The sequence below is a fragment of the Microbacterium sp. CGR2 genome (assembly GCF_003626735.1).
Classification (GTDB): domain Bacteria; phylum Actinomycetota; class Actinomycetes; order Actinomycetales; family Microbacteriaceae; genus Microbacterium.
Genome location: NZ_RBHX01000001.1, coordinates 2,883,076 through 2,904,973, shown reverse-complemented (window position 1 = coordinate 2,904,973; position 21,898 = coordinate 2,883,076). Strand labels below are relative to the sequence as shown.

The 21,898-nt window shown below is 66.1% G+C and carries 22 protein-coding genes, 1 tRNA gene and 1 pseudogene; 19 read left to right on the top strand and 5 right to left on the bottom strand.

Going from position 1 to position 21,898, the window contains the following annotated elements; translation table 11 throughout:
* Window positions 1-47: 47 nt before the first annotated feature.
* The 4 genes from pyk (at window position 48) to D7252_RS14655 (ending at window position 3,669) form a co-directional block, all read left to right on the top strand.
* Window positions 48-1,499 carry a pyruvate kinase gene (gene pyk, locus D7252_RS14670; RefSeq protein ID WP_120776052.1) on the top strand — a complete coding sequence of 484 codons (1,452 nt, stop codon included), beginning with the start codon at window positions 48-50 and terminating at the stop codon, window positions 1,497-1,499.
* A 148-nt stretch (window positions 1,500-1,647) separates the two neighbouring features.
* Window positions 1,648-2,463, top strand: a complete 816-nt coding sequence (locus D7252_RS14665) for an alpha/beta fold hydrolase (RefSeq protein ID WP_120776051.1) — start codon at window positions 1,648-1,650, stop codon at window positions 2,461-2,463.
* Between the two features lie 17 nt (window positions 2,464-2,480).
* Window positions 2,481-3,161: a triacylglycerol lipase gene (locus D7252_RS14660; protein WP_120776999.1), complete on the top strand. Its 681-nt coding sequence runs from the start codon at window positions 2,481-2,483 to the stop codon at window positions 3,159-3,161.
* 235 nt (window positions 3,162-3,396) lie between these two features.
* Window positions 3,397-3,669, top strand: a complete 273-nt coding sequence (locus D7252_RS14655) for a hypothetical protein (protein ID WP_120776050.1) — start codon at window positions 3,397-3,399, stop codon at window positions 3,667-3,669.
* 21 nt (window positions 3,670-3,690) lie between these two features.
* On the opposite strand, the gene D7252_RS14650 is transcribed toward D7252_RS14655, so the two are convergent.
* A tRNA-Leu gene (locus D7252_RS14650) sits at window positions 3,691-3,773 on the bottom strand.
* A 116-nt stretch (window positions 3,774-3,889) separates the two neighbouring features.
* Here D7252_RS14650 and D7252_RS14645 point away from each other — a divergent pair.
* Both D7252_RS14645 and D7252_RS14640 read left to right on the top strand, forming a co-directional pair.
* Complete coding sequence (locus tag D7252_RS14645; RefSeq protein ID WP_141873184.1) at window positions 3,890-4,492, top strand: ANTAR domain-containing response regulator; 603 nt, start codon at window positions 3,890-3,892, stop codon at window positions 4,490-4,492.
* Window positions 4,493-4,508: 16 nt separating this feature from the next.
* A complete protein-coding gene (locus tag D7252_RS14640) occupies window positions 4,509-4,901 on the top strand; it encodes a hypothetical protein (RefSeq protein ID WP_251050736.1) in 393 nt (130 codons plus the stop codon).
* Between the two features lie 3 nt (window positions 4,902-4,904).
* Here the strand turns inward: D7252_RS14640 and D7252_RS14635 are convergent, their stop codons facing one another.
* Entirely contained in the window at window positions 4,905-5,333 is a 429-nt protein-coding gene (locus D7252_RS14635) for a hotdog fold thioesterase (RefSeq protein WP_120776048.1), read from the bottom strand.
* Window positions 5,334-5,377: 44 nt separating this feature from the next.
* Between D7252_RS14635 and polA the strand changes: the two genes are divergently transcribed.
* The 9 genes and pseudogenes from polA (at window position 5,378) to D7252_RS14590 (ending at window position 15,900) form a co-directional block, all read left to right on the top strand.
* Window positions 5,378-8,011, top strand: coding sequence for a DNA polymerase I (gene polA, locus D7252_RS14630; protein ID WP_183055310.1), 2,634 nt, complete (start codon window positions 5,378-5,380; stop codon window positions 8,009-8,011).
* Window positions 8,012-8,052: 41 nt separating this feature from the next.
* Complete coding sequence (locus D7252_RS14625; protein WP_120776046.1) at window positions 8,053-9,729, top strand: DUF885 domain-containing protein; 1,677 nt, start codon at window positions 8,053-8,055, stop codon at window positions 9,727-9,729.
* A gap of 109 nt (window positions 9,730-9,838) precedes the next feature.
* The gene (locus D7252_RS14620) at window positions 9,839-10,948 is read left to right on the top strand and encodes a hypothetical protein (RefSeq protein ID WP_120776045.1); all 1,110 of its coding nucleotides are present in this window, start codon (window positions 9,839-9,841) and stop codon (window positions 10,946-10,948) included.
* 101 nt (window positions 10,949-11,049) lie between these two features.
* Window positions 11,050-11,205, top strand: a pseudogene (locus D7252_RS14615) (DUF885 family protein); the annotation flags it as partial.
* Window positions 11,206-11,259: 54 nt separating this feature from the next.
* Entirely contained in the window at window positions 11,260-12,294 is a 1,035-nt protein-coding gene (locus D7252_RS14610) for an LLM class flavin-dependent oxidoreductase (protein ID WP_120776043.1), read from the top strand.
* A gap of 48 nt (window positions 12,295-12,342) precedes the next feature.
* Entirely contained in the window at window positions 12,343-13,695 is a 1,353-nt protein-coding gene (locus D7252_RS14605; RefSeq protein ID WP_120776042.1) for an MFS transporter, read from the top strand.
* A gap of 47 nt (window positions 13,696-13,742) precedes the next feature.
* Window positions 13,743-14,489, top strand: a complete 747-nt coding sequence (locus D7252_RS14600; protein ID WP_120776997.1) for an SGNH/GDSL hydrolase family protein — start codon at window positions 13,743-13,745, stop codon at window positions 14,487-14,489.
* The gene (locus D7252_RS14595; protein ID WP_183055309.1) at window positions 14,486-15,151 is read left to right on the top strand and encodes a YitT family protein; all 666 of its coding nucleotides are present in this window, start codon (window positions 14,486-14,488) and stop codon (window positions 15,149-15,151) included. Before D7252_RS14600 ends, D7252_RS14595 begins: the two co-directional genes overlap by 4 nt.
* A gap of 2 nt (window positions 15,152-15,153) precedes the next feature.
* A complete protein-coding gene (locus D7252_RS14590) occupies window positions 15,154-15,900 on the top strand; it encodes an SUMF1/EgtB/PvdO family nonheme iron enzyme (RefSeq protein WP_120776041.1) in 747 nt (248 codons plus the stop codon).
* A 24-nt stretch (window positions 15,901-15,924) separates the two neighbouring features.
* Here the strand turns inward: D7252_RS14590 and D7252_RS14585 are convergent, their stop codons facing one another.
* From D7252_RS14585 to D7252_RS14575, 3 genes are read right to left on the bottom strand one after another with little or no spacing between them, the layout of a single operon-like run.
* Entirely contained in the window at window positions 15,925-16,587 is a 663-nt protein-coding gene (locus D7252_RS14585; protein ID WP_215110960.1) for an alpha/beta hydrolase, read from the bottom strand.
* A complete protein-coding gene (locus tag D7252_RS14580) occupies window positions 16,584-17,006 on the bottom strand; it encodes a GNAT family N-acetyltransferase (protein ID WP_120776040.1) in 423 nt (140 codons plus the stop codon). Before D7252_RS14580 ends, D7252_RS14585 begins: the two co-directional genes overlap by 4 nt.
* An 18-nt stretch (window positions 17,007-17,024) precedes the next feature.
* Window positions 17,025-18,350, bottom strand: coding sequence for a nitrate/nitrite transporter (locus D7252_RS14575; protein ID WP_120776039.1), 1,326 nt, complete (start codon window positions 18,348-18,350; stop codon window positions 17,025-17,027).
* A gap of 79 nt (window positions 18,351-18,429) precedes the next feature.
* Here D7252_RS14575 and D7252_RS14570 point away from each other — a divergent pair, with 79 nt between their 5' ends.
* The 4 genes from D7252_RS14570 to D7252_RS14555 all read left to right on the top strand — a co-directional run bounded on the left by D7252_RS14570 (window position 18,430) and on the right by D7252_RS14555 (window position 21,786).
* The gene (locus tag D7252_RS14570; protein ID WP_120776038.1) at window positions 18,430-19,251 is read left to right on the top strand and encodes a hypothetical protein; all 822 of its coding nucleotides are present in this window, start codon (window positions 18,430-18,432) and stop codon (window positions 19,249-19,251) included.
* Window positions 19,248-19,616: a VOC family protein gene (locus D7252_RS14565; protein WP_215110958.1), complete on the top strand. Its 369-nt coding sequence runs from the start codon at window positions 19,248-19,250 to the stop codon at window positions 19,614-19,616. The genes D7252_RS14570 and D7252_RS14565 overlap by 4 nt, the downstream gene beginning before the upstream one ends.
* 73 nt (window positions 19,617-19,689) lie before the next feature.
* Window positions 19,690-21,054: a TrkH family potassium uptake protein gene (locus tag D7252_RS14560; protein WP_259461109.1), complete on the top strand. Its 1,365-nt coding sequence runs from the start codon at window positions 19,690-19,692 to the stop codon at window positions 21,052-21,054.
* A 36-nt stretch (window positions 21,055-21,090) separates the two neighbouring features.
* Window positions 21,091-21,786 carry a TrkA family potassium uptake protein gene (locus D7252_RS14555; RefSeq protein WP_183055308.1) on the top strand — a complete coding sequence of 232 codons (696 nt, stop codon included), beginning with the start codon at window positions 21,091-21,093 and terminating at the stop codon, window positions 21,784-21,786.
* Window positions 21,787-21,898: the final 112 nt, after the last annotated feature.

Sequence of the window (21,898 nt, the reverse complement as noted above, 5' to 3'; positions counted from 1 at the left end):
CCGTCGCCTGATTTATCTTCCCCCAACTTTCTACCCTGGAGAATCTGTTGAGACGCGCGAAAATCGTCGCCACCCTGGGCCCCGCCACTTCCACCTATGAGACGGTGCGCGCACTGATCGACGCGGGAGTGGATGTCGCTCGACTGAACCTCAGCCACGGCGACTACTCCGTGCACGAGAACAACTACGCCAACGTCCGGCGTGCGGCTGACGACGCGGGTCGCGCCGTCGCCATCCTGGTCGACCTGCAGGGACCGAAGATCCGTCTCGGCAAGTTCGAAGCCGGGCCCTACGAGCTCGCGGTCGGCGACATCTTCAAGATCACCACCGAGGACATCATCGGCAACAAGGACATCTGCGGCACGACCTTCAAGGGGCTGCCGAACGACGTCAAGGCCGGTGACTTCCTCCTCATCGACGACGGCAAGGTGCGCGTGCAGGTCGTCGAGACCGACGGCGTCACCGTCACGACGCGCGTCATCGTCGCCGGAGCCGTCTCCAACAACAAGGGCATCAACCTCCCGGGCGTGGCGGTCAACGTTCCCGCTCTGAGCGAGAAGGACGAAGACGACCTCCGCTGGGGTCTGCGCATCGGCGCCGACCTGATCGCGCTGTCCTTCGTACGCAACGCGTCCGATGTGACGCGCGTGCACGAGATCATGGCGGAGGAGGGCGTCCGCGTCCCCGTCATCGCCAAGGTCGAGAAGCCTCAGGCTGTCGACGCTCTCGAGGAGATCGTCGATGCGTTCGACGCCATCATGGTCGCCCGCGGTGACCTGGGTGTGGAGCTTCCGCTCGAGGCCGTCCCGATCGTGCAGAAGCGCGCGGTCGAGATCGCTCGTCGCAACGCCAAGCCGGTGATCGTCGCCACGCAGATGCTCGAGTCGATGATCAACAGCCCGGTGCCGACGCGCGCCGAGACCTCCGACGTCGCCAACGCCGTCCTCGACGGCGCCGACGCGGTCATGCTCTCCGGCGAGACCAGCGTGGGCGACTACCCGGTCGGTGTGGTCGAGACGATGGCCCGCATCATCGAGTCCACTGAGGAGCACGGCCTGGAGCGCATCGCGCCGCTGACCACCAAGCCGCGCACCCAGGGTGGTGCCATCACGCTCGCGGCGCTCGAGGTCGCCGAGTTCGTCGAGGCCAAATTCCTCTGCGTCTTCACCCAGTCGGGTGACTCCGCACGCCGCCTCTCCCGGTTGCGTTCGCGCATCCCGATGCTCGCATTCACCCCGGAGCCGGACATCCGCCGTCGCATGGCGCTGACGTGGGGCATCCGCTCGACCCTGGTCGACATGGTGCAGCACACCGACCTCATGTATCTGCAGGTCGATGACTATCTGCTGAGCAACGGACTCGCCGTCGAAGGCGACAAGGTCGTGGTGATCTCCGGCTCCCCTCCCGGAATCGTGGGTTCCACGAACGACATCCGCGTCCACAAGGTCGGGGATGCCGTCAACGGCGCAGCTCCCATCTACAAGGAAGCGACTGTCTGACCTGAAGGTCGACGAAAGGAGGGCGGGGCTCAGGCCTCGCCCTTCTTCGTGACCGGTGCCTGTGCGCCCCTCCGTCAGGAAAGTGCACGCCCCGACGCGCCGCGTCAACCCGCTGCTGGTGTCGGAAGTCGTCGGGTAGTTTCGGCTCATGGCATCACAGCAGCGCCGCGTCGACGTCGCAGACCTGGCGTTCCGCGTGATCGACAGTGCGCGGCCGCCCCGTTCAGTAGGCCCCACGGTGGTGCTGGTCCACGGCATCGGGATGTCGCACCGGTATCTGTCGCGCCTGCGTGACGTGCTTGCGGCATCCACCCGGGTCATCTCCATCGATCTTCCCGGCTTCGCCGGCCTGCCCAAGCCGCAGAGCGATGTCGACGTGCCGCGGATGGGACGGGCGCTTGCGGATGTCATCGCGACACTCGGCGAAGATCGCATCGTCCTGGTCGGGCATTCGATGGGCGCGCAGTGGGTGGTGGAGGCGGCAGCTCATCGGCCAGAACTCGTCGCGGCGGTCGTGGCGATCGGTCCGGTCGTCGACGAGCGGCACCGGACCGTATGGGCGCAGGCGCGCGCCCTCGCTGTCGACACTCTCGGCGAGACGCCTCAGATCAATCTGATCGTCTTCACCGACTACCTGCGCTGCGGCATCCCCTGGTACTTGCGTCAGGTGCGCCACATGATCGCTTATCCGACGGAGCATCGAGTGCGCGAGCTGACGATGCCCCTGCTCGTCATGCGCGGGGAAGACGACCCGGTCGCCGGGCGTGCATGGTGCCGCCGACTGCGGGACGCGGCTCCGGTCTCACGTCTGGTGGAGATTCCGGGGCAGCATCACGTGGCGCAGCAGTCGGCGCCCCGTGCCGTCGCTTCGGCCATTCTCTTCCACACGCAGGCGGCGTGGCCGGATGCCGCGGCAGTGCGCGCGGCCGGCGCGGAGTCGAGGAGCGCGTCATCAATCCTCTGAAGACCGCGGCGTGGTGGATGGCGGACTACATCTATGCCGGGTACTGGCAAGTGCGCGCCACGTTCGATCGCACGGACTCGCGCTCGTTCGGGGGTGGCGAAGCGGCGCACATCGTCGTTCTCCCCGGCGTGTATGAGACCTGGAAATTCATGCAGCCGCTCATCACGGCGCTGCACGACCGGGGCCACCCCGTGCACGTCGTCGACACCCTCCGCCGCAATCGCCGGCCCGTCGCCGAGATGGCCGAGCGGGTCGCGGAGTACCTGGAAGCGAACGATCTGACGGACGTGATCTTGGTCGCCCACAGCAAAGGCGGTCTCGCCGGCAAGCTCGCCATGACGGGGCATGCCGCAGCGCGAGTGCGTTCGATGCTCGCGGTGGCGACCCCGTTCGGCGGATCACGCTACGCGCGGATGATCCCCGTGGGTACTCTTCGGGCCTTCTCACCGGAACACCCGTCGATCGTGAGCCTTGCGCGTCAGCTGTCCGTGAATGAGCGCATCGTGTCGATCTATGCGAGCTTCGACCCGCACATCCCGGAGGGCAGCGAATTGGCGGGGGCGAAGAACGTTCGACTGGAGACCGGCGGGCACTTCCGGATCCTCGCCCACCCGCGGGTGCTCGCGGAACTCGCCGTGCTCGCGGAGCACGGAGCCGGTGCCGGGGGAGAACACGCCCCGGCATCCGCACCGGACTAGGAAGACTGGCCGCCCTCGGCGCCCGCTTCTGTCCTTTCCTTCGGCCCCGGCCCTGTGCTCGCGGGCCTCCGAGGCGATGCGGGCCCCGTCGTCGAACGATATGGGAGCCCTGTGAATCTCACGAAACAGCGCTTTTCAATCCAGGCGCATGTAGCGTCGGAGCATATCCCGAGCTCTGGGTCGCCTAGGCGGAAACGGCGATCCTGTTCGGGGCACGCGGCGTAGGGGAGCGACGATGAAGGTCAACAAGGTCAGGTTCGACGGGCAGACCTTCCTGCTCGACGCGGAGCAGGACGTCGACAAGACCAAGGCGGCGATCGTCGCGGCGATGCGCGAGGGGTCCGACTTCGTCGAGTTCCGCACGGTGGGCCATGGCACCATCTCCCTGCTGGTCGCCCCGGGCGTACCCGTGCGGTTCGAGGTGATCGAGCGTTCCGCCGAGGAGCTCGAACGCCACGAGCTGGAGCCGCCGCCGTTGGACGGCCCCTGGCTCGCCTTCGACTACTGAGACGTCATACATCTCGTTCGGTGCCGGCGGTGGGACTCGAACCCACACGCCCTTTCGGACAAAGCATTTTGAGTGCTCCGCGTCTGCCATTCCGCCACGCCGGCTCGTGTGTTGCGCCTTCGACTTTAGCGCAGGACGAGCCGCTCGAAGCGCCGGGGCGTGCGCCTACGGTCGGGAGGCGGGGGCTTCCGAGTAGGATGGTCGTGTGACAGAGGAAGAACTGGCTGAGCAGCCCACGGCATCCGCACCCCGACGCGTCGTCGTCGCCGAAGACGAATCGCTGATCCGTCTCGACATCGTCGAGATCCTTCGCGACAACGGCTTCGATGTCGTCGGTGAGGCCGGTGACGGTGAGACCGCGGTCGCGCTTGCCACCGAGCTGCGCCCGGACCTGGTGATCATGGACGTCAAGATGCCCCAGCTCGACGGCATCAGCGCCGCCGAGAAGCTGCACAAGGGCAACATCGCGCCGGTCGTCCTCCTCACGGCGTTCAGCCAGAAAGAGCTCGTCGAGCGGGCGAGCGAAGCCGGCGCGCTGGCGTACGTCGTCAAGCCGTTCACGCCGAACGACCTCCTTCCGGCGATCGAGATCGCTCTCGCCCGTCACGAGCAGATCATCACCCTGGAGGCCGAGGTCGCCGACATGGTCGAGCGCTTCGAGACCCGGAAGCTCGTCGATCGCGCCAAGGGCTTGCTCAACGAGAAGATGGGCCTGAGCGAGCCCGAGGCTTTCCGCTGGATCCAGAAGGCTTCGATGGACCGCCGCCTGACGATGCAGGACGTCGCCAAGGCCATCATCGAGCAGCTCGCACCCAAGAAGTGAGCCCGGAGGGCTCAGATTGAGCTCGTCGAAATCTCACGTTCGGCTCGACGCCGAACACACTCTGCGCGCGGTTCGGGTCGGCGACGGCGCGGCGCTGGCGCGTGCGTATCGTGCGAACCGTGAGCATCTCGCGCCGTGGGAACCCTCACGTGACGAGACGTTCTTCGCCGACGAATGGCAGGAGCAGAACGCGCAGCAGTGCGTTGCGGATGCCGTCGCAGGGCGCAGCACCAGTACGCCCGGACAGCTGAAACTGCATCGTCTGCAGGCGGCGACGCTGATCCACAACACCGGCTCTCAGGCGGTGCTCACCGCCAACGGGTTCGAGCGGATCGGCCATGCGCCGAGATACCTCCGCGTCGCGGGGGAGTGGCAGGACCACCTGCTCTTCCAGCGCCTGCTGGAATGACGCTCAGCTCTGCGCCGGAGCGGGCTTGATCATGTTGGTGATGCGGATGGTGGAGCACCGGCGACCCTGATCATCGGACACGACGATCTCGTGCACCGTGATGCTCCGCCCGAGATGAACGGGCGTGCAGACGCCGGTGACGACACCGGACGTGGCGGAGCGCGTGTGCGTGGCGTTGATGTCGACCCCGACGGCAAGGCGTCCGGCGCCCGCGTGCAGGTTGGCAGCCATCGACCCCAGCGACTCGCCGAGCACGACGTAGGCCCCACCATGCATGAGTCCGACCGGTTGCGTGTTCCCCTCGACGGGCATGGTCGCGACGCAGCGATCGATGCTGAACTCGACGAACTTCATGCCCATCTTCTCGGCGAGGGCGCCCATTCCGCGGGCTGTCGCCCACTCGAGTCCTTCGGTCGTGGCGACGTCGGTCATGATCCTCCTCAGCGGGTGTCTGTCGTCCTCGTTAGGCTGACAGGGTGACGGACTCCGCAAAGCCTACCCTCATGGTCGTCGACGGCCATTCGCTCGCCTATCGTGCCTTCTTCGCCCTTCCGGTCGAGAATTTCACGACGAAGGACAACCAGCACACGAACGCCATTTATGGCTTCCTGTCGATGTTGGTGAACCTGATCAAGGCCGAGCGCCCGACGCACATGGCGATCGCGTTCGACACCTCGCGACACTCCTTCCGTACCGACGAGTACCCCGAGTACAAGGCCACCAGGTCCGAGACCCCGCAGGAGTTCCGCGGCCAGATCCCGCTCCTCCAGGACTGCCTTGCGGCGATGTCGATCCCGGTGCTCACCAAGGAGGGCATCGAGGCCGACGACATCCTCGCGACGCTTTCGACGCAAGGTGCAGAGCAGGGCTATGACGTGCTGGTCGTGTCGGGAGACCGCGACAGCATCCAGCTCGTCGACGACGACGTCACGCTTCTGTACCCCTCGGTGCAGGGCGTCTCCCAGCTGAAACGCTACGACCCCGCCACCGTGCAGGAGCGCTACGGGGTGCGCCCCGAGCAGTATCCCGACATCGCGGCTCTGGTGGGCGAGACCAGTGACAACCTTCCCGGGGTGCCGAAGGTGGGGGAGAAGACCGCGGTCAAGTGGCTCACGCAGTTCGGCACCCTTGACGAGCTGCTCGACCGGGCCGGCGAGATCAAGGGCGTGGTCGGCGGCAATCTTCGCGACCACATCGAAGACGTCCGCCGCAATCGCAAGCTCAACCGCCTGCTGCGCGATGTCGAGCTGCCTGTCACACCGGGCGACCTCGCCGTGGCGCCGATCGATCCGCAGGCGGTGCGCGACATCTTCGCCCGTCTCGAGTTCCGCACGCTGCTTCCCCGCGTGTTCGAGGCCGTCGGTGCAGGCGAAGTCGCCGACGACCCCGCCTCCGTGGTTGTTCTGCCTGTGCCATCCGAGGTGACGCCCACCGAGTTCGCCGCCTGGGCCTCCGCACAAGAGAGCGACGTCGCCGTCCGCATCGCGCTTCAGGGCGGAAAACCGGTCCGGATCGGCGCCTCGACCACCGATCAGCTGCGAGAGACCGGTTGGACCGATGAAGCGGCCGAGGAACTGAGTGGCTGGCTCGAGTCGGGCAGTCCCAAGGTCTTCCACGACGCGAAGCCTCAGCTCAAGGCGCTCCTGCGCCAGGGCGTGCGCCTCGGCGGGCTCGCGTACGACACGAGCCTCGCCGGGTGGATGCTCCGTCCGAGCTTCCCCGACAAGACGCTCGCAGACCTCGTCGAGCGCTACCTCGGCGAGAAGCTCCCTGAGGCCGATCCGACCCAGCTCGTTCCCGAGACCGAAGGCGCGACGCCGTCGCAGGAAGCCTGGTTCGCGCTGCGCGTGGCGGAGGCGCTGCGTGAAGACATCCCCGAGTCGGTCGCGAAGGTTCTCGTCGACATCGAGCTGCCGACGCTCACGACGCTCGCCGACATGGAGTTCGCCGGCGTGGCCGTCTCTCACGAGGTGCTCTCCACCTTCTCCGGTGAGCTCGCCATTCGCGCCGACGGGCTGGCACAGGAAGCCTTCACCGTCGTCGGCCGCGAGTTCAATCTGGGCTCACCGAAGCAACTGCAGGAAGTGCTCTTCGAGGATCTCCAGCTGCCGAAGACGCGCAAGACGAAGACCGGGTACTCGACGGATGCCGCCGTGCTGGCCGACCTGCAGGACACCCATCCTCACCCGTTCCTGCGCCTTCTTCTGCAGCACCGGGAGGCGACGAAGCTCCGCCAGATCATCGAATCGCTCGACACCGCCATCGGCGAAGACCACCGAGTGCACACCACCTACGTGCAGACCGGAAGCCAGACCGGGCGTCTCTCCAGCACCGACCCGAACCTGCAGAACATCCCCGTGCGCACGGAGGAGTCCCGCCGCATCCGCAGCGCCTTCCAGGTCGGCGACGGATACGAGGCGCTTCTGACGGCCGACTACTCGCAGATCGAGATGCGCATCATGGCGCATCTCTCGGGCGACGAAGGACTCATCGAGGCGTTCAACAGTGGCGAAGACCTGCACCGTTTCGTCGGCGCGCGGGTGTTCGGCGTCGAGCCGAGCGAAGTCACCTCCGCCATGCGCACCAAGGTGAAAGCCATGTCGTACGGCCTCGTGTACGGTCTCTCGGCGTTCGGTCTCTCCAAGCAGCTGCGCATCGAGCAGTCCGAGGCGAAGCAGCTGATGGTCGAGTACTTCGCCCGCTTCGGCGCCGTCCGCGACTATCTCCGGGCCTCTGTGATGCGCGCCAAGGAGGTCGGGTACACCGAGACCATCTTCGGACGCCGCCGGCCGTTCCCGGATCTCGCGAGCCCCAACCGGGTGCTGCGTGAGAACGCCGAGCGTGCCGCGCTGAACGCGCCCATTCAGGGCAGCGCGGCCGACATCATGAAGATCGCGATCCTGAACATCCACGACGACCTCCGTTCGGAGAAACTCGGTTCGCGCGTTCTCCTGCAGATCCACGACGAACTCGTGGTCGAGGTGGCCCCGGGCGAGTGGGATGCCGCAGAGCGGATCGTCCGCGCTCGCATGGGCGACGCGGCCGACCTGACGGTGCCGCTCGACGTGCAGGTGGGTCGCGGTCGCGACTGGAACGAAGCGGCGCACTGATCTCCGCAGCCGAAATATTGCCGGGGGCTAGGCTGGAGCGCATGAATTCTGCTCCTCGCACTCCCTCTGCCATCGACGCCGTCGCCGATGAATGGGTCGACACCATCGTCGAGCTGGCACCGACCCTCGGCACCTACATCGGTCGGGATGAAGTCAACGGTCGTTTCGGTGACCTGAGCCCGGCCGGGCACGACGAAGTAGTCGCCGCCACCAGGGCGACCCTCGATAAGCTGTCGGCGCTCGAGCCCGTCGACGCGATCGATGAGGTCACCAAAGCAGATCTGGGGGCCGAGCTCCGGCTCGACCTCGAGCTCCACGACGAGAAGTGGCATCTGCGCGACCTCAACGTCATCGCGTCCGCCGCGCAGGACGTGCGCTCGGCGTTCGACCTGATGCCCACCGCGACCATCGACGACTGGAGCGTGGTCGCGACCCGTCTCGCCGCCGTACCGGACGCCCTGCGCGGCTACACCGAGACGCTCCGCCAGGGAATGGCCGAGGGGGTCACACCCGCGCGTCGGCAGGTCACCGAGGTCGCGACGCAGATCGACCGATACACCGCGGACGACGGCTTCTTCAGCGCCTTCATCGCCGACGCCGCGCCGAGCGAAGGCCAGCTTCCGGCGTCACTCGCACGCACTCTGGCGGACAATTCCGCCGCGGCGCGCGTCGCCTATGACGAGCTTCGTCGTTTCCTCGCCGAAGAGCTGGCCCCTGTCGCGAGCGAGTCCGACGCTGTCGGGCGCGAGCTCTATGCGCTCAACTCCCGTCGGTTCCTGGGCGCCACCATCGACCTCGATGAAACCTACGAGTGGGGTCGCCAAGAACTCGCCCGCATGGTCGAAGAGCAGACGGCCATCGCCAACGAGATCCTTCCCGGCTCGTCGGTCGAAGAGGCCGTGGCACACCTCGAGGCCGATCCGTCGCGCAAGCTCGTGGGCACCGACGCATTGCAGAAGTGGATGCAGGAGACGAGCGACCGAGCCGTCGCCGAGCTCGGAGCCTCGCACTTCGACATCCCCGAAGCGATCCGCACCCTCGAGTGCATGATCGCCCCCACGCAGGAAGGCGGAATCTACTACACCGGCCCGACGGACGACTTCTCGCGTCCGGGTCGCATGTGGTGGTCCGTGCCGGAAGGTGTGACCGAGTTCGACACGTGGCGCGAGCTCACCACCGTGTTCCACGAAGGCGTGCCGGGACACCATCTCCAGATCGCACAGGCCGTCTACAACCGCTCCGAGCTCAACTCGTGGCGTCGTCTCCTCGCGGGCACGTCCGGACACGCAGAGGGCTGGGCACTGTATGCCGAGCGCCTGATGGAGCAGCTCGGCTACCTCGACGACCCCGCCGACCGTCTGGGCATGCTCGACGGACAGCGGATGCGCGCTGCCCGCGTCGTCCTCGACATCGGGGTGCACCTCGGAAAGCCGCGTCTGGATGGCACCGGAGTGTGGGACGCCGACTACGCTCTCGAGTTCCTCCGCGCCAACGTCAACATGTCCGACCAGTTCGTTCAGTTCGAGGTGAACCGGTACCTCGGCTGGCCGGGCCAGGCGCCTTCCTACAAGGTGGGCCAGCGCATCTGGGAAAACATAAAAGAGGAGTACGCGGCCAAGCACGGCGCGGCATACTCGGAGAAGGCGTTCCACAAGAAGGCGCTGGACCTTGGCGGTGTCGGACTCGATACGCTTCAGTCCTACATGTTGCGGTCGTAACGTAGCCCCGACCCGCATCACCATCACCATCACAGACCCTGGTCCGGAAGGCGTCGCTGCCGATGTTCGCTCTCTTGGGTCGGCGCACAGCTCAGGAAGTCAGCAGGAAATGAAGTCGCGCTACCAGTTGCTTTGGCCCGTCGATCTGGCCCTTTGGGAGGTTCGACGGGTGCTTTCGCTCGACGACTCTGACTTCCCAACGGCGATGCTGCATCTCCTATCGGAAGTTTGTGCTGATGGCACGGCAGCCACCGACTTCCGCGCAGCGGTCAACCTACCAACTGATATTTGGGCCTCGCCGTCTCCGAAGCTGGACGAAGGACGCCGCTGGGTTGAGCAATTTGTCCGGGAACGAAATCGCCTGTCGCCGTACGTTGCGCCGACCTATTTCGCCGAACGTAACGGGCATATCGCAGCGTACTCCGAGCCCCGTGAGCATCTCGCGATGGCGTTTGCAACTCTGCTGTCCGACTTGCAAGATCACGGGTACTTTCCCGTCGCGCTGCCGAGGGAGTGTGTTGACGAGCCCGTTTCCTGGAGCCAGGTCTCGGAAGAAGTGCGGCACGCTATCCACTTGCCGTTCGAGTGGGACGGAACCCGAGAAGCGGCGCGTGATTGGGACGATCCTACGCTCTACTCGCTCATGGAGTACTTTCACGATGCTGCCCAGCGACCGCGGTCCGAGGGTCACGTTCACAGTTTCGCTGGATGCGGCCCGCACTATGCAGACCACAACGCTGAGTCTGGTACCGCCGTCTACCGATGGCGGGTGAACGCGCTTCTTGAGCGGTACTCAGTGAACATGCGGATGGGAAAGGCAGGCGACGAGCGAGGACGTCTGGTTGCCAAACTGGGTGGAGATCTCGATACGCGCGCAGACGATCGTGCGTCCCGAGGTGCCGAGAACCCGAAGGACGAGGTTGCGCAGGCAATCCGCACCTACCGTCAACGCGGCGCTTCTGCTGTGCAAAAGAGATCAGCGTTGGCCCTGCTCGCAGGTGAGCTGGAGCATCGTCGTGAGCGCGTCAAAGTGGTTCTTGGGAAGGATGAGGACGACCTCTTTCGGATCGCCAACAAGTTTGGGATCCGCCACAAGAGAGCCGACCAACAGATGGACTACGGCGATGAGTTCCTCGACTACCTGTTCACAGTGTTTCTCGGCGCGGTGCTACTCATGGAGCAATTGGAGCGCGGAAGCGACGGGAAGACCGCCATCTGAAAGGTCTGCGTGCCGGAGTCTCTCTGGTTCGCACGAGCAAACCTCGCGCAACGCAAGGCTGCCGGGCACTTGTGTTACCTGCTACAAGATCGGCCATGCGCACCCACAAGGTCGGCCAGCGTATCTGGGAACAGGTTCGAGACGCCGTGCGCGCCGCGGAAGGCGACAGCTTCTCGTTCAAGGCTTTCCATAAGCGCGCGCTCGACATGGGCGGTGTCGGTCTCGACACTCTTCGCGGCGCTCTCCTTCCGAGCTGAGGGAATGCGCGGCCGGTGTTCCGTGTTCATGCACCTGAATGGAAAGAGGATGACATGAGCATCGAGTTCGGACTGGACACGTTCGGCGACATCACCCGGGATTCGGATGGCGAACTCCTCACCGGAGCGCAGACCATCCGCAATGTCGTGGCGCAGGCAGAGCTCGCCGACAAGGTGGGCGTCGACTTCTTCGGTGTGGGGGAGCATCACCGTGCCGAGTTCGCCGTCTCCGCCCCGGAGATGGTGCTCGCGGCCATCGCCGCGCGCACCTCGCAGATCCGTCTGGGCACCGCCGTCACGGTGTTGTCGTCCGACGACCCTGTCCGTGTGTTCGAGCGGTTCTCCACGCTGGACGCGATCTCGAACGGCCGCGCCGAAGTGGTGTTGGGCCGGGGGTCGTTCATCGAATCGTTCCCCCTGTTCGGGTATGACCTGCGCGACTACGACGCCCTCTTCGAGCAGAAGCTCGAGCTCTTCACCGAACTGCTCAAGGAGGAGCCGGTCAGCTGGTCCGGCACCATGCGTGCGTCCTTGGACAATGCCAACGTGTTCCCGAAGACCGAGAACGGCCTGCGCACGTGGGTGGGCGTAGGCGGAAGCCCGGAGTCCGTCGTGCGCGTCGCGCGCCACGGACTCGGCCTGATGCTCGCGATCATCGGCGGCGCCGCCGGTCGATTCCGGCCGTTCGTCGACCTGTACCACCGGTCTGTCGCGTCGTTCGGGACGACCTCCCATCCTGTCGCCGTGCACTCACCCGGACACATCGCCGACACGGATGCCGAGGCGTGGGATGCCGCGTACTCCGGTTTCGAAGCGATGAACAACACGATCGGACGCGAACGCGGGTGGCCTGTCTACAGTCGCGCGCGGTTCCAGAACGATGTCGGACCCGAGGGCGCCATCTACGCCGGCTCGCCCGACCGGGTTGCGGCGAAGATCGCCGACACCGTGACGACACTGGGCCTCGGCCGATTCGATCTGAAGTACGCGACGGGCACCCTCTCGCACGAGACGATGATGCGCAGCATCGAGCTCTACGGCACCGAAGTCATCCCGCGAGTGCGGAAGTTGCTCGCCGACCGCGACTGAGGCGTCATCGCGCGTAGTCCGACGGGTGCCCGCCTCTACGATGAGGGGATGGCCACCTCCGCCCTGCCGAGCCGAGCTTCCCTCGCCGAGCGCCTCGACGACCTCCCGTTCACCCGGCGACACCTCCGCCTGCTGACGGGTTCGGGGGTCGGCTGGGCGCTGGATGCCATGGACGTCGGACTCATCTCGTTCATCCTCGCCGCCCTCACGCTGCAGTGGGATCTGACCAAGACGGATGCCGGCTGGATCGCATCCGTGGGTTTCGTCGGGATGGCGATCGGTGCCACCCTCGGAGGGCTGCTCGCCGATCGCCTGGGGCGCCGGCAGGTGTTCGCGCTCACGCTGCTGGTGTACGGCATCGCCACCGGCGCGAGCGCTCTCGCCGGTGGAATCGCCGCGCTCCTGGTTCTGCGATTCTTCGTCGGCCTCGGTCTGGGGGCAGAGCTCCCCGTCGCCTCGACGTACGTGAGCGAGTTCGCTCCGGCCCGGATCCGCGGCCGGCTCATCGTGATCCTCGAAGCATTCTGGGCCATCGGATGGACCGCCGCCGCCCTGATCGGATTCTTCATCATCCCGGCGTCCGATGACGGGTGGCGATGGGCGTTCGCACTCGGGGCCATACCTGCCGTCTACGCACTCGTGATCCGGTGGGGGATGCCGGAGTCGCCGCGCTGGCTCGCATCGCAAGGCCGCATCGCCGAGGCCGATCGCATCGTGGCGGCGTTCGAGGCGGATGCCGGGGCATCCTCAGCGCCCGCGATCCGCAAAGAGCCGCCGTCCCGCGCCATCGCCGTCACCGCCCGGGCGCGACTGACGTCCCTGTGGAACGTGGAGTTCCGGGTGCGCACCGCCTGCCTGTGGGTGGTCTGGCTGTGCGTCAACTTCGCTTACTACGGAGCGTTCATCTGGATTCCCAGCATCCTGCTGGACGCCGGCTTCGACCTGGTCCGGTCCTTCGGCTTCACACTCATCATCACGGTGGCGCAGCTGCCAGGGTACGCCGTCGCCGCGTGGCTGATCGAGGTATGGGGTCGACGCGTGACGCTGTCGGTCTTCCTCGTCGGGTCGGCCGTGTCGGCTGTCTTCTTCGGGACGGCAAGCACCGAAGGAGCGATCATCGCGTCCGGCATGGCGTTGTCGTTCTTCAACCTCGGCGCCTGGGGCGCGCTGTACGCCGTGACACCGGAGATCTACCCGACTTCTCTGCGCGGCACGGGTGCGGGGTGGGCGGCGGGAGTCGGACGCATCGCATCGATCGTGGCACCTCTGAGCGTTCCCCTTCTGCTCGTCGCCGGCGGTACGCCACTGCTCTTCGCCGTGTTCGGCGCATGCTTCATCGTCGCGGCGACTGCGGCCTGGGGGTTGGTGGATCGCCGCGGAATGGTGCTCGACGACAGGTGACGGACATTCCTGTCCGTGGGCAGGAATAGGCTTGTGCGGTGGCAGACGTGCGTTTCGTATCCATCGGCGACTCCTTCACCGAGGGTGTGGGTGATCTCCTTCCCGACGGTCGAGACCGCGGCTGGGCCGACATCGCGGCGCAAGGATGGGCAGATGCCGCGGGTCGTCCGATCCAGTACGCGAACCTCGCGATCCGCGGGAAGCTCGCGTGGCCGATCGTGGAGCAGCAGCTCGAACCGGCACTGGCTCTTCGCCCCACGCATCTCTCATTCAACGGCGGTGGCAACGACATGCTGCGGCCGCGGGCCGATATCGAGCACATCGCCGATGCATTCAGCCGGGTGCTCCGCCGTTGCGACGAAGAGGGTGTGACCGTCATCGTGCTCTCCGGTGCCAATCCGAGTGGACAGCTTCCGATGGGATCGCTCGTGCAGCGTCGCGGAGATATGCTCTCCGACGCCGTGTTGCGCCGCATCGAGCATCGTCCAGACGTGGTCCGTGCGCTCAACTGGCCGGACCGGGAACTCGCGCAGAGCGCCTACTGGTCGGAGGACCGGCTGCACATGAATGCTGCAGGCCATCACCGTGTCGCTGCGCGGGTGCTCGATGCGCTCGGTCTGGTGCCACCGCAATCGTGGTGGGCGCCGCCGGAGCGGGGAGGCGTCGGCCCGTCGGGGATCGCCTACTACCGCGAATTCGTCGGACCGTGGGTGAAGCGTCGTATGACACGGACGTCCTCGGGCGATGGTCGCACGGCGAAGTTCCCGACCTGGGTCGAGATGACTCCGTCGTGAGTCGTTTCCATGGTCGGCGGATGCCGCGCCGCATCACCCAGTTGCTCATCGGGCTCTTCCTCTGCGGCATCGGTATCTCGCTCATGGTGCGCGGCGCGATCGGCGCCGCACCATGGGACGTGCTCGCGCAGGGCATCTCGCACCACGTCCCGCTGTCGTTCGGTGTCGTCACCGTCCTCGTCAGCATGCTGGTGCTCCTTCTCTGGATCCCACTGCGGCAGAAGCCGGGCATGGGGACGGTACTGAACGCGCTGCTGGTGGGGCCGGCTGCGGATGTCGGGTTCCTGCTGGTCCCTGAGGTCGACGTGCTGTGGGTGCAGATCTCCTTCTTCGTGCTCGGGCTGCTCATGATGTCGGCTGGCACCGGGCTGTACATCGGTGCGGCGTTCGGTCCCGGACCACGAGACGGACTGATGACCGGATTGCACCGGCGCACGGGCTGGCCCATCTGGATCGTCCGCACCGGACTCGAAGTCACCGTCGTCGCGATCGGCTGGGCGCTCGGCGGCACCGTCGGCATCGGCACCGTGGCGTTCGCGGTGCTGGTGGGTCCGCTGTGCCAGTTCTTCCTGCGTGTCTTCGCGGTGCGGATTCCTGCTGATCAGCCGCCGGCTGCCGCGACCACTTCCACACCCACGGGCGAGATTCGGATCGCAGGCTGAGAATGTCCGACATCGAGATGGCCCGACTTGCCGCAGGCTCCGTGACGCTGCACGATGCGCGTCGGAAGCTTCAGCGAACCGTCGCGCTCGAGCCGTTCGAGATCGGCGTCTACCCCGTCACGGAGGAGCAGTTGGCCGACGTCCTCGGAGTACCGGCGCCGAATCCGTCTCGTCCAGCGGTCGACGTCAGCTGGCTCCGGGCCGTGCATTTCTGCAACGCGGCATCCGAGTGGGAAGGCCTGGATCCGGTCTATCTCTTCAACGGCGAGGACGTGAGCTGGGATGTCACGGCCGACGGTTACCGCCTGCCCACCGAGGCGGAGTGGGAGTATGCATGTCGCGCCGGTTCGCGCGGCCCTCACTATGCGCCACTCGCCGATGCCGCCTGGACGAGCGCTGACGGGCTCGCCGCTCCGCAGAACGTGGGCGGCAGGCTTCCGAACCTGAACGGGCTCTTCGACACTCTCGGCAACGTCTGGGAATGGTGCTGGGATCTGCTCGACCCCGCGCGCTACGGCGACTATCGGGTGTTCCGTGGCGGAGGTTTCGCTGACGATGCCTGGAGCGTGCGTGCGTCTGTGCGCCGCGGGGGAGCGCCTCGCATGCACCACGACGATGTCGGTCTTCGGCTCGCGCGCGGCGGCTTCGATGATGCAGGCGAGGCGCAGGGCTGGTCTGAGCAGCTCGACAGAGAACGCGCATCGTTCGATGGTCCTCTTCCGTCCGGGTGGACGCCGCTCAGACGGTGACTGCGGAGACGGCGAAGCAGCGACTCAGCTGAAAGACAGCTCCGCCAGCACGATCCCCGCTATGACGTCCGGTTGCGAGATATACGGCGAGTGATCGGCGTCCAGCTCGACCATCGTCGAGCACCGCTGTGCGAGCATCCGTTGCACTTCCGGGTCGACCGCGCGGTCCTGCGTGCACACGATGTACCGAGAGCGCGTACTCTGCCACGCCTCTCTCTCCGGGATGCCGCGGCCATGCCCGGATGCCTGGGGGAGGAGGAGACCGATCGCCCATGCGGCGGTCTGCGGTTGCGCGTCTGCGTAGAGCGCCGCGCCAGCGAGTTCAGGATCGATGACTGTGCCGCCGGCCGGATGGCGCTGCATCACGTCGTTGACCAGGGCTCCACCGAGAGAAGCGCAGCTCTCCCCAGTCGTGGGCACGAACGCGGCGAGATACACGAGCGTACGGATGCCGGTGAGCCCGGTGATCACCGCTCCGCCGTAACTGTGCCCCAGCACGATGGGCGGCGCCGGAGACGCATCGACGATCGCTTGCACCGCGCCGGTGTCAGACGCGAGTGAACCCCTGTGCAGCGTCGGCGTGTGCACGGTGGCCCCGCGACTTCGGAGGACCTGCGCGAGCGGCTCCATGTGCGCGCCCTGATGCCAGAGCCCATGCACGAGCACGATGTGTGGTTCGGACGTCACATCTGAACCAAGTGCTTGATCATGTATCGGTTCGGATCCTCAGCAGGAGCGAACCCGTATTGAGCGTAGAGACCGTGCGCGTCGGCGGTCGCGAGCAGGATGCGGGTCACTGTCAGCGGCTGCAGGTCTGCGATGACGCCTTCCACGAGCATCTTGCCGATGCCATTTCCGCGCGCGCTCTGATCCACGAACACGTCACAGAGCCATGCGAAGGTCACGCCGTCGGTGACGACACGTGCGTATGCGACCTGGTCGCCACCGGCGTTCCACACGCTGTAGTTCCGTGAAGCATCGATCGCGGCATCCTGGAGCTCGCGCGGTCTGCCGGCGGCCCAGTATGTCTGCTCACTCAACCAGCGATGCACCCGGGCTCGGTCGATGCGCTCGGAGTCGGTCGAGAAGGTGAAGCCGGAAGCCATGCTTCATCCTACGATCGCTCAGCGACGACGATCGGGATCCAGGCCCATCCGGATTCGGGTGCGCTTGCGTTCGATCAGGATGAACACGACCCCGAGAAGCCACAGCGGGATCGGCATCAGGAAGGCCACGCGGAAGGCGTCGAGCGAGTAGGTCTCCGGGGTGCCGGCACCCTGCAGATCGAGCATGAGTCCGATCAGGAAGATCGCGATGAGTGCCGCGATGAAGCCGCCGGCGTTCGTCACACCGGTGGCGGTGCTGAGCCGGTGCGACGGATTGTGGGTGCGGGCATGGTCGAACGCGATCATCGATGCGGGGCCGCCGGTCGCGAGGGCCACCGCGAGAAGATAGAGCAGCCAGAGCGGCGCAGGCTCCGGGATCGCGATGACAGCCACCCATGCGATGAGTTGCACGCCGACGGCAGGCAGGACCAGGGCGAGGGATCGGTGGTTGGGCAGGCGGCGGGACAGATCGCCGATGAACGGGCCCAGGACCATGCCCGCGATCACGTAGACGGAGATGATGCCGGCCGCGTGCGCGGTGTCGAGCCCCTGGGCAGCGGTGAGGAACGGCATGCCCCAGAGAAGGATGAACGCCGTTCCCGCGAACGGAGCGGTGAAGTGCGACCAGAACGCGAGCCGTGTCCCGGGATGCGCCCAGGCGGCGCGGATCCCGACGCCGGTGTCGATCGATGAGGTCACGACTCGGATGACGCCGGTGTCGGTGTTGACGGTGACGTCGGCGTTGCGCTCCGGGGGATGGTTGCGGATGATGAGCCAGACGAGGATGGCGAACAGGACGCCGAGCCCCGCGATGCTGCCGAATGTGATGGTCCAGCTTGTCGCATGGAGGAGCGCCGCCAGGGGAACCAGGGCAATCAGCTGCCCGGTCTGACCGACGATGCCGGTGAACTGGACCATGAGGGGGCCACGCTGAGCGGGGAACCAGGTCGCGACGAGACGAAGCACGGCGGGGAAGACCGCCGCATCGCCGGCGCCGAGAAGCACCCGGGCGATGACGGCGATGCCGATGCTGGGGGAGAGCGCCATCGTCAGTTGTCCTGCGGCCATCAGCAGCATTCCGATCGTCATGATCGGTCGGGAGCCGTATCGGTCGAGGAGCACACCGATCGGGATCTGCATTCCGCCGTAGACGGCGAGCTGCACGACGGCGAAGAGCGCCAGCGTCGATGCATCCGCCTGAAAACGTTCAGCGGCATCCACCCCGACGGCGCCGAGCGACGTGCGATTCGTGATGGCGAGAACGTAGGCGGAGACCCCGACCGACCAGATGACCCAGGGCCACCACCCCGGAGTCGTCGCGGGGGAGTGGGGGACCTGCTGCACGCTCCCACGCTACTCCTGTGCGGTGCGGATCAAGACGACCTCTCGGGGCCGTGAGCTCCCGAACCGATAGCGTGAACGGATGAGCGATGGTGCACACAGCAGCACTCCGTCGGCGGTGGTGCTGCGTGACTTCAGGGCGACAGGTGCGGGGGAGAGGCTGGACGGCGGTCGGGGCCTCACCTGGCGTTTCGGCGACACGGTGCTTCGCCCCGTCGACGGAGACGAAGAGGCCCGGTGGAAGTCTCAGGTTCTGTCGACGCTCGACCAGGACCCCGCGTTCATCGTCCCTCGCCCCATCCGATCCGTTCACGGCGACTGGGTGTGCGAGCACTGGCAGGCGATGGAATGGATCCCCGGCACGGCGGATCCCCGGCGTCTCGACGACATCATCCGCGCGGGCGCGGCCTTTCACCGAGCCACAGCACACCTGGAGAGGCCCTCGTTCATCGACGAGTCTGTCGATCCCTGGAGCCGTGCCGACCGAGTGGCGTGGCAGGAGGAGGCAGCCCCCGACGACCCGCTCCTTGCGAAGTTGATCGATGAATATCAGATGGTCTCGGCACCGAGCCAAGTGGTCCACGGCGATCTTCTGGGAAACGTCCTGTTCGCACCCGGGCGGCCGCCCGCTGTCATCGATTGGGCACCGTATTGGCGTCCTGCCGGCTTCGGCGCCGCAGTCGCTGCCGTAGATGCCGCGTGCTGGCACGCCCTTCCACTTGCCCAGCTGCACCATGACCACGGCGTCGACGAGTGGCGTCAGCTGCTGATGCGAGCTCTCGTGTTCCGCATGGCGACCCTGCACCTCGACGGTCTGTGGCACGACGGCGACGTTCCTCGCCATGCTCCTGTCGTCGTGGCAGTGCTGGGCATGTCGGATGCTGCCGCTACTGTCGGCGCATGATGACCACACCGCAACACCACACGCTCGACTACGTCGAAATCGTCGTCACCGACCTCGACACGGCGAAGAACTTCTACGCCGAGGCATTCGGATGGTCCTTCGTCGACTACGGCCCGGGCTACGCAGGAATCGCGTCGCCTCAGGGCGACGGAAGCGAGGTCGGCGGACTCGCTCTGGCCGACGAGCCGCGGCCCGTCGGCGGACCACTGGTCCTCGTGTATTCCGCAGACCTCGACGCGACGATGGAGGGAATCGTGGCTGCCGGTGGCACCATTCTGCAGCTGCCGTACGAGTTCCCCGGTGGTCGCAGACTGCATTTCGCCGATCCGAGTGGGAACGAACTCGGGGTGTGGGCGTCGCAATAGCCCGAGTTGACCGCGTGGGGCCGCGGATGGACATGCACGCCGAGCGACACCTGCAGGAGTAGTGTGCTTCTTCGTGGCTTCACACAGTTCCGTCCGCAGCCGATTGGCGAAAGGCCTTCATCTGGCTCCCGCTCGCGCCATCGCGATCGGATTCGGCACCGCGATCGCGGTCGGCACGGTCCTGCTCATGTTGCCGCTGTCGTCGGCGACCGGCAGATGGACGGGTCTCGTCGATGCCCTGTTCACCTCGACGTCTGCGGTGTGCGTGACCGGCCTCGTGGTGGTCGACACACCCGTGCACTGGAGCCCGTTCGGAAAGATCGTGATCCTCCTCCTCATCCAACTGGGTGGCCTCGGGATCATGCTGTTCGCCGCGCTGGTCGGCCTGGCGCTCGCGCGGAAGTTCTCGGTGCGCTCGCGGATGTTCGCGAGCACGGAGACGAAGACTTCCGGCTTGGGCGATATCAAGCGGGTCGCATCCGGCATCCTCGTCACGACCCTCGTGATCGAAGCGATCGTGGCGATCATGCTCTTTGCGCGCTTCTCGGTCGGGTACGGGTACGACCCCCTGCGTGCGGGGTGGCATGCACTGTTCCACGCGGTTTCCGCCTTCAACAACGCCGGCTTCGCCCTGTACACGGACAGCCTGATGGGCTTCGTCGCCGATCCGTGGATCTGCCTGCCGATCTGTGCCGCCATCATCCTGGGCGGCCTGGGTTTTCCCGTGCTGCGGCAACTGCGCCGCGAGTTCCGACGGCCTCTCCACTGGTCGATGAACACCCGCATCGTCCTCATCGTCACCGGCGTCCTCCTTGCGGTCGGCACGGTGTACGTCCTGCTCATCGAGTGGAGCAACCCGCGAACCCTCGGTGAGCTTCCCCCGACCGCTCGTGTTCTGGCCGGCTTCTTCCACGCCGTTCAGGCGCGAACGGCGGGCTTCAACTCGGTCGACATCGCGCTGATGCACGACGAGACATGGTTGGGGACCGATGTACTGATGTTCATCGGAGGAGGGCCCGCCGGGACCGCCGGCGGTATCAAGGTCACCACCTTCGCCGTGCTCTTCTTCATCATGTGGACGGAACTGCGCGGCGGCGCGGCGGTGAATGTCTTCGGCAAGCGTCTGTCGCGGGCAGTGCACCGAGAGGCGATCACTGTCGTGATCGTCGCACTCGGGGCGATCATGGCGGCGGTCGTGGCAATCCTGGCCATGACGGATCTGGACCTCGACCAGGTGCTTTTCGAGGTCGTCTCGGCGTTCGGCACCGTGGGTATGTCGACGGGCATCACGGCGAGTCTCGGTGACGGCCCGCAGATCATCCTCGTCCTGCTCATGTTCTTGGGGCGTCTGGGTCCGCTCACGCTCGGATCGGCTCTCGCGCTGAGGGAGAGACGCATCGCGTACGAACTTCCCAAAGAACGGCCGGCCATCGGCTGACGCTGATCGCGGTCACCACTCATCGAAAGGATTCACGTGCCGAAGTTTCTGTCGTTCGGTCAGGATGCTCGTCGCATCGCCGAGGCCGACTCTGTCGCGGTGATCGGGTTAGGCCGTTTCGGAACATCCCTCGCGCTGGAGTTGATGGCGTCCGGAACGGAAGTCCTCGGCATCGACGCCGACGAGGACATCGTTCAGTCGCTGAACGGGCAGCTCACGCAGGTCGTCCGGGCCGACTCCACGCGAATGGACGTGCTCGAGCAGCTCGCGATGGGGGAATTCGACCGCGTGGTGGTGTCTATCGGAGGTGACATCACGGCATCGATCCTGACTTCGTCGCTTCTGTTGAAGCTCAAAGTCCCCGTCATCTGGGCGAAGGCGGTCGACGAGCGGCACGGCGCCGTGCTCGAGCAGCTCGGCGTGCACAAAGTCGTCTACCCGGAGAAAGACATGGGCCGTCGAGTCGCGCATCTCGTACGGGGCGCGGCCGCAGACTACCTCGAGATCGACAACGGCTATGCGATCGTGAAGACCGTCGCGCCGCACCACCTGCACGGAATCACCCTCACCGACGGAGCGGTTCGAGCCAAGCACGGGGTGACCATCGCGGCGTACCGACCCGCAGGCGCGGAATGGCGAAACGCACAGGCAGACACGGTCCTCGGCGACGGCGACACCGTGCTCGTCGTCGGCCCGACAGTCAGCGTGGAGAAGTTCGCGCAGTTGCGCTGACGTCGGGACACGCCGTGCTCCCGCGATACTGAACTGATGACGACGAACCAGGGGAAGCGCCGCGACATGTTCGTGTACGGACTCGTCAGGCCACAACAAGGCGAAGGACATC

What these genes read in the sequence shown, in the direction of transcription:
- D7252_RS14665 (WP_120776051.1), top strand. Translation starts at nt 1,648, where the DNA reads ATGGCATCACAGCAGCGCCGCGTCGACGTCGCAGACCTGGCGTTCCGC.
- D7252_RS14660 (WP_120776999.1), top strand. Translation starts at nt 2,481, where the DNA reads ATGGCGGACTACATCTATGCCGGGTACTGGCAAGTGCGCGCCACGTTC.
- D7252_RS14655 (WP_120776050.1), top strand. Translation starts at nt 3,397, where the DNA reads ATGAAGGTCAACAAGGTCAGGTTCGACGGGCAGACCTTCCTGCTCGAC.
- D7252_RS14635 (WP_120776048.1), bottom strand. Translation starts at nt 5,333, where the DNA reads ATGACCGACGTCGCCACGACCGAAGGACTCGAGTGGGCGACAGCCCGC.
- D7252_RS14625 (WP_120776046.1), top strand. Translation starts at nt 8,053, where the DNA reads ATGAATTCTGCTCCTCGCACTCCCTCTGCCATCGACGCCGTCGCCGAT.
- D7252_RS14620 (WP_120776045.1), top strand. Translation starts at nt 9,839, where the DNA reads ATGAAGTCGCGCTACCAGTTGCTTTGGCCCGTCGATCTGGCCCTTTGG.
- D7252_RS14610 (WP_120776043.1), top strand. Translation starts at nt 11,260, where the DNA reads ATGAGCATCGAGTTCGGACTGGACACGTTCGGCGACATCACCCGGGAT.
- D7252_RS14605 (WP_120776042.1), top strand. Translation starts at nt 12,343, where the DNA reads ATGGCCACCTCCGCCCTGCCGAGCCGAGCTTCCCTCGCCGAGCGCCTC.
- D7252_RS14590 (WP_120776041.1), top strand. Translation starts at nt 15,154, where the DNA reads ATGTCCGACATCGAGATGGCCCGACTTGCCGCAGGCTCCGTGACGCTG.
- D7252_RS14580 (WP_120776040.1), bottom strand. Translation starts at nt 17,006, where the DNA reads ATGGCTTCCGGCTTCACCTTCTCGACCGACTCCGAGCGCATCGACCGA.
- D7252_RS14570 (WP_120776038.1), top strand. Translation starts at nt 18,430, where the DNA reads ATGAGCGATGGTGCACACAGCAGCACTCCGTCGGCGGTGGTGCTGCGT.
- D7252_RS14565 (WP_215110958.1), top strand. Translation starts at nt 19,248, where the DNA reads ATGATGACCACACCGCAACACCACACGCTCGACTACGTCGAAATCGTC.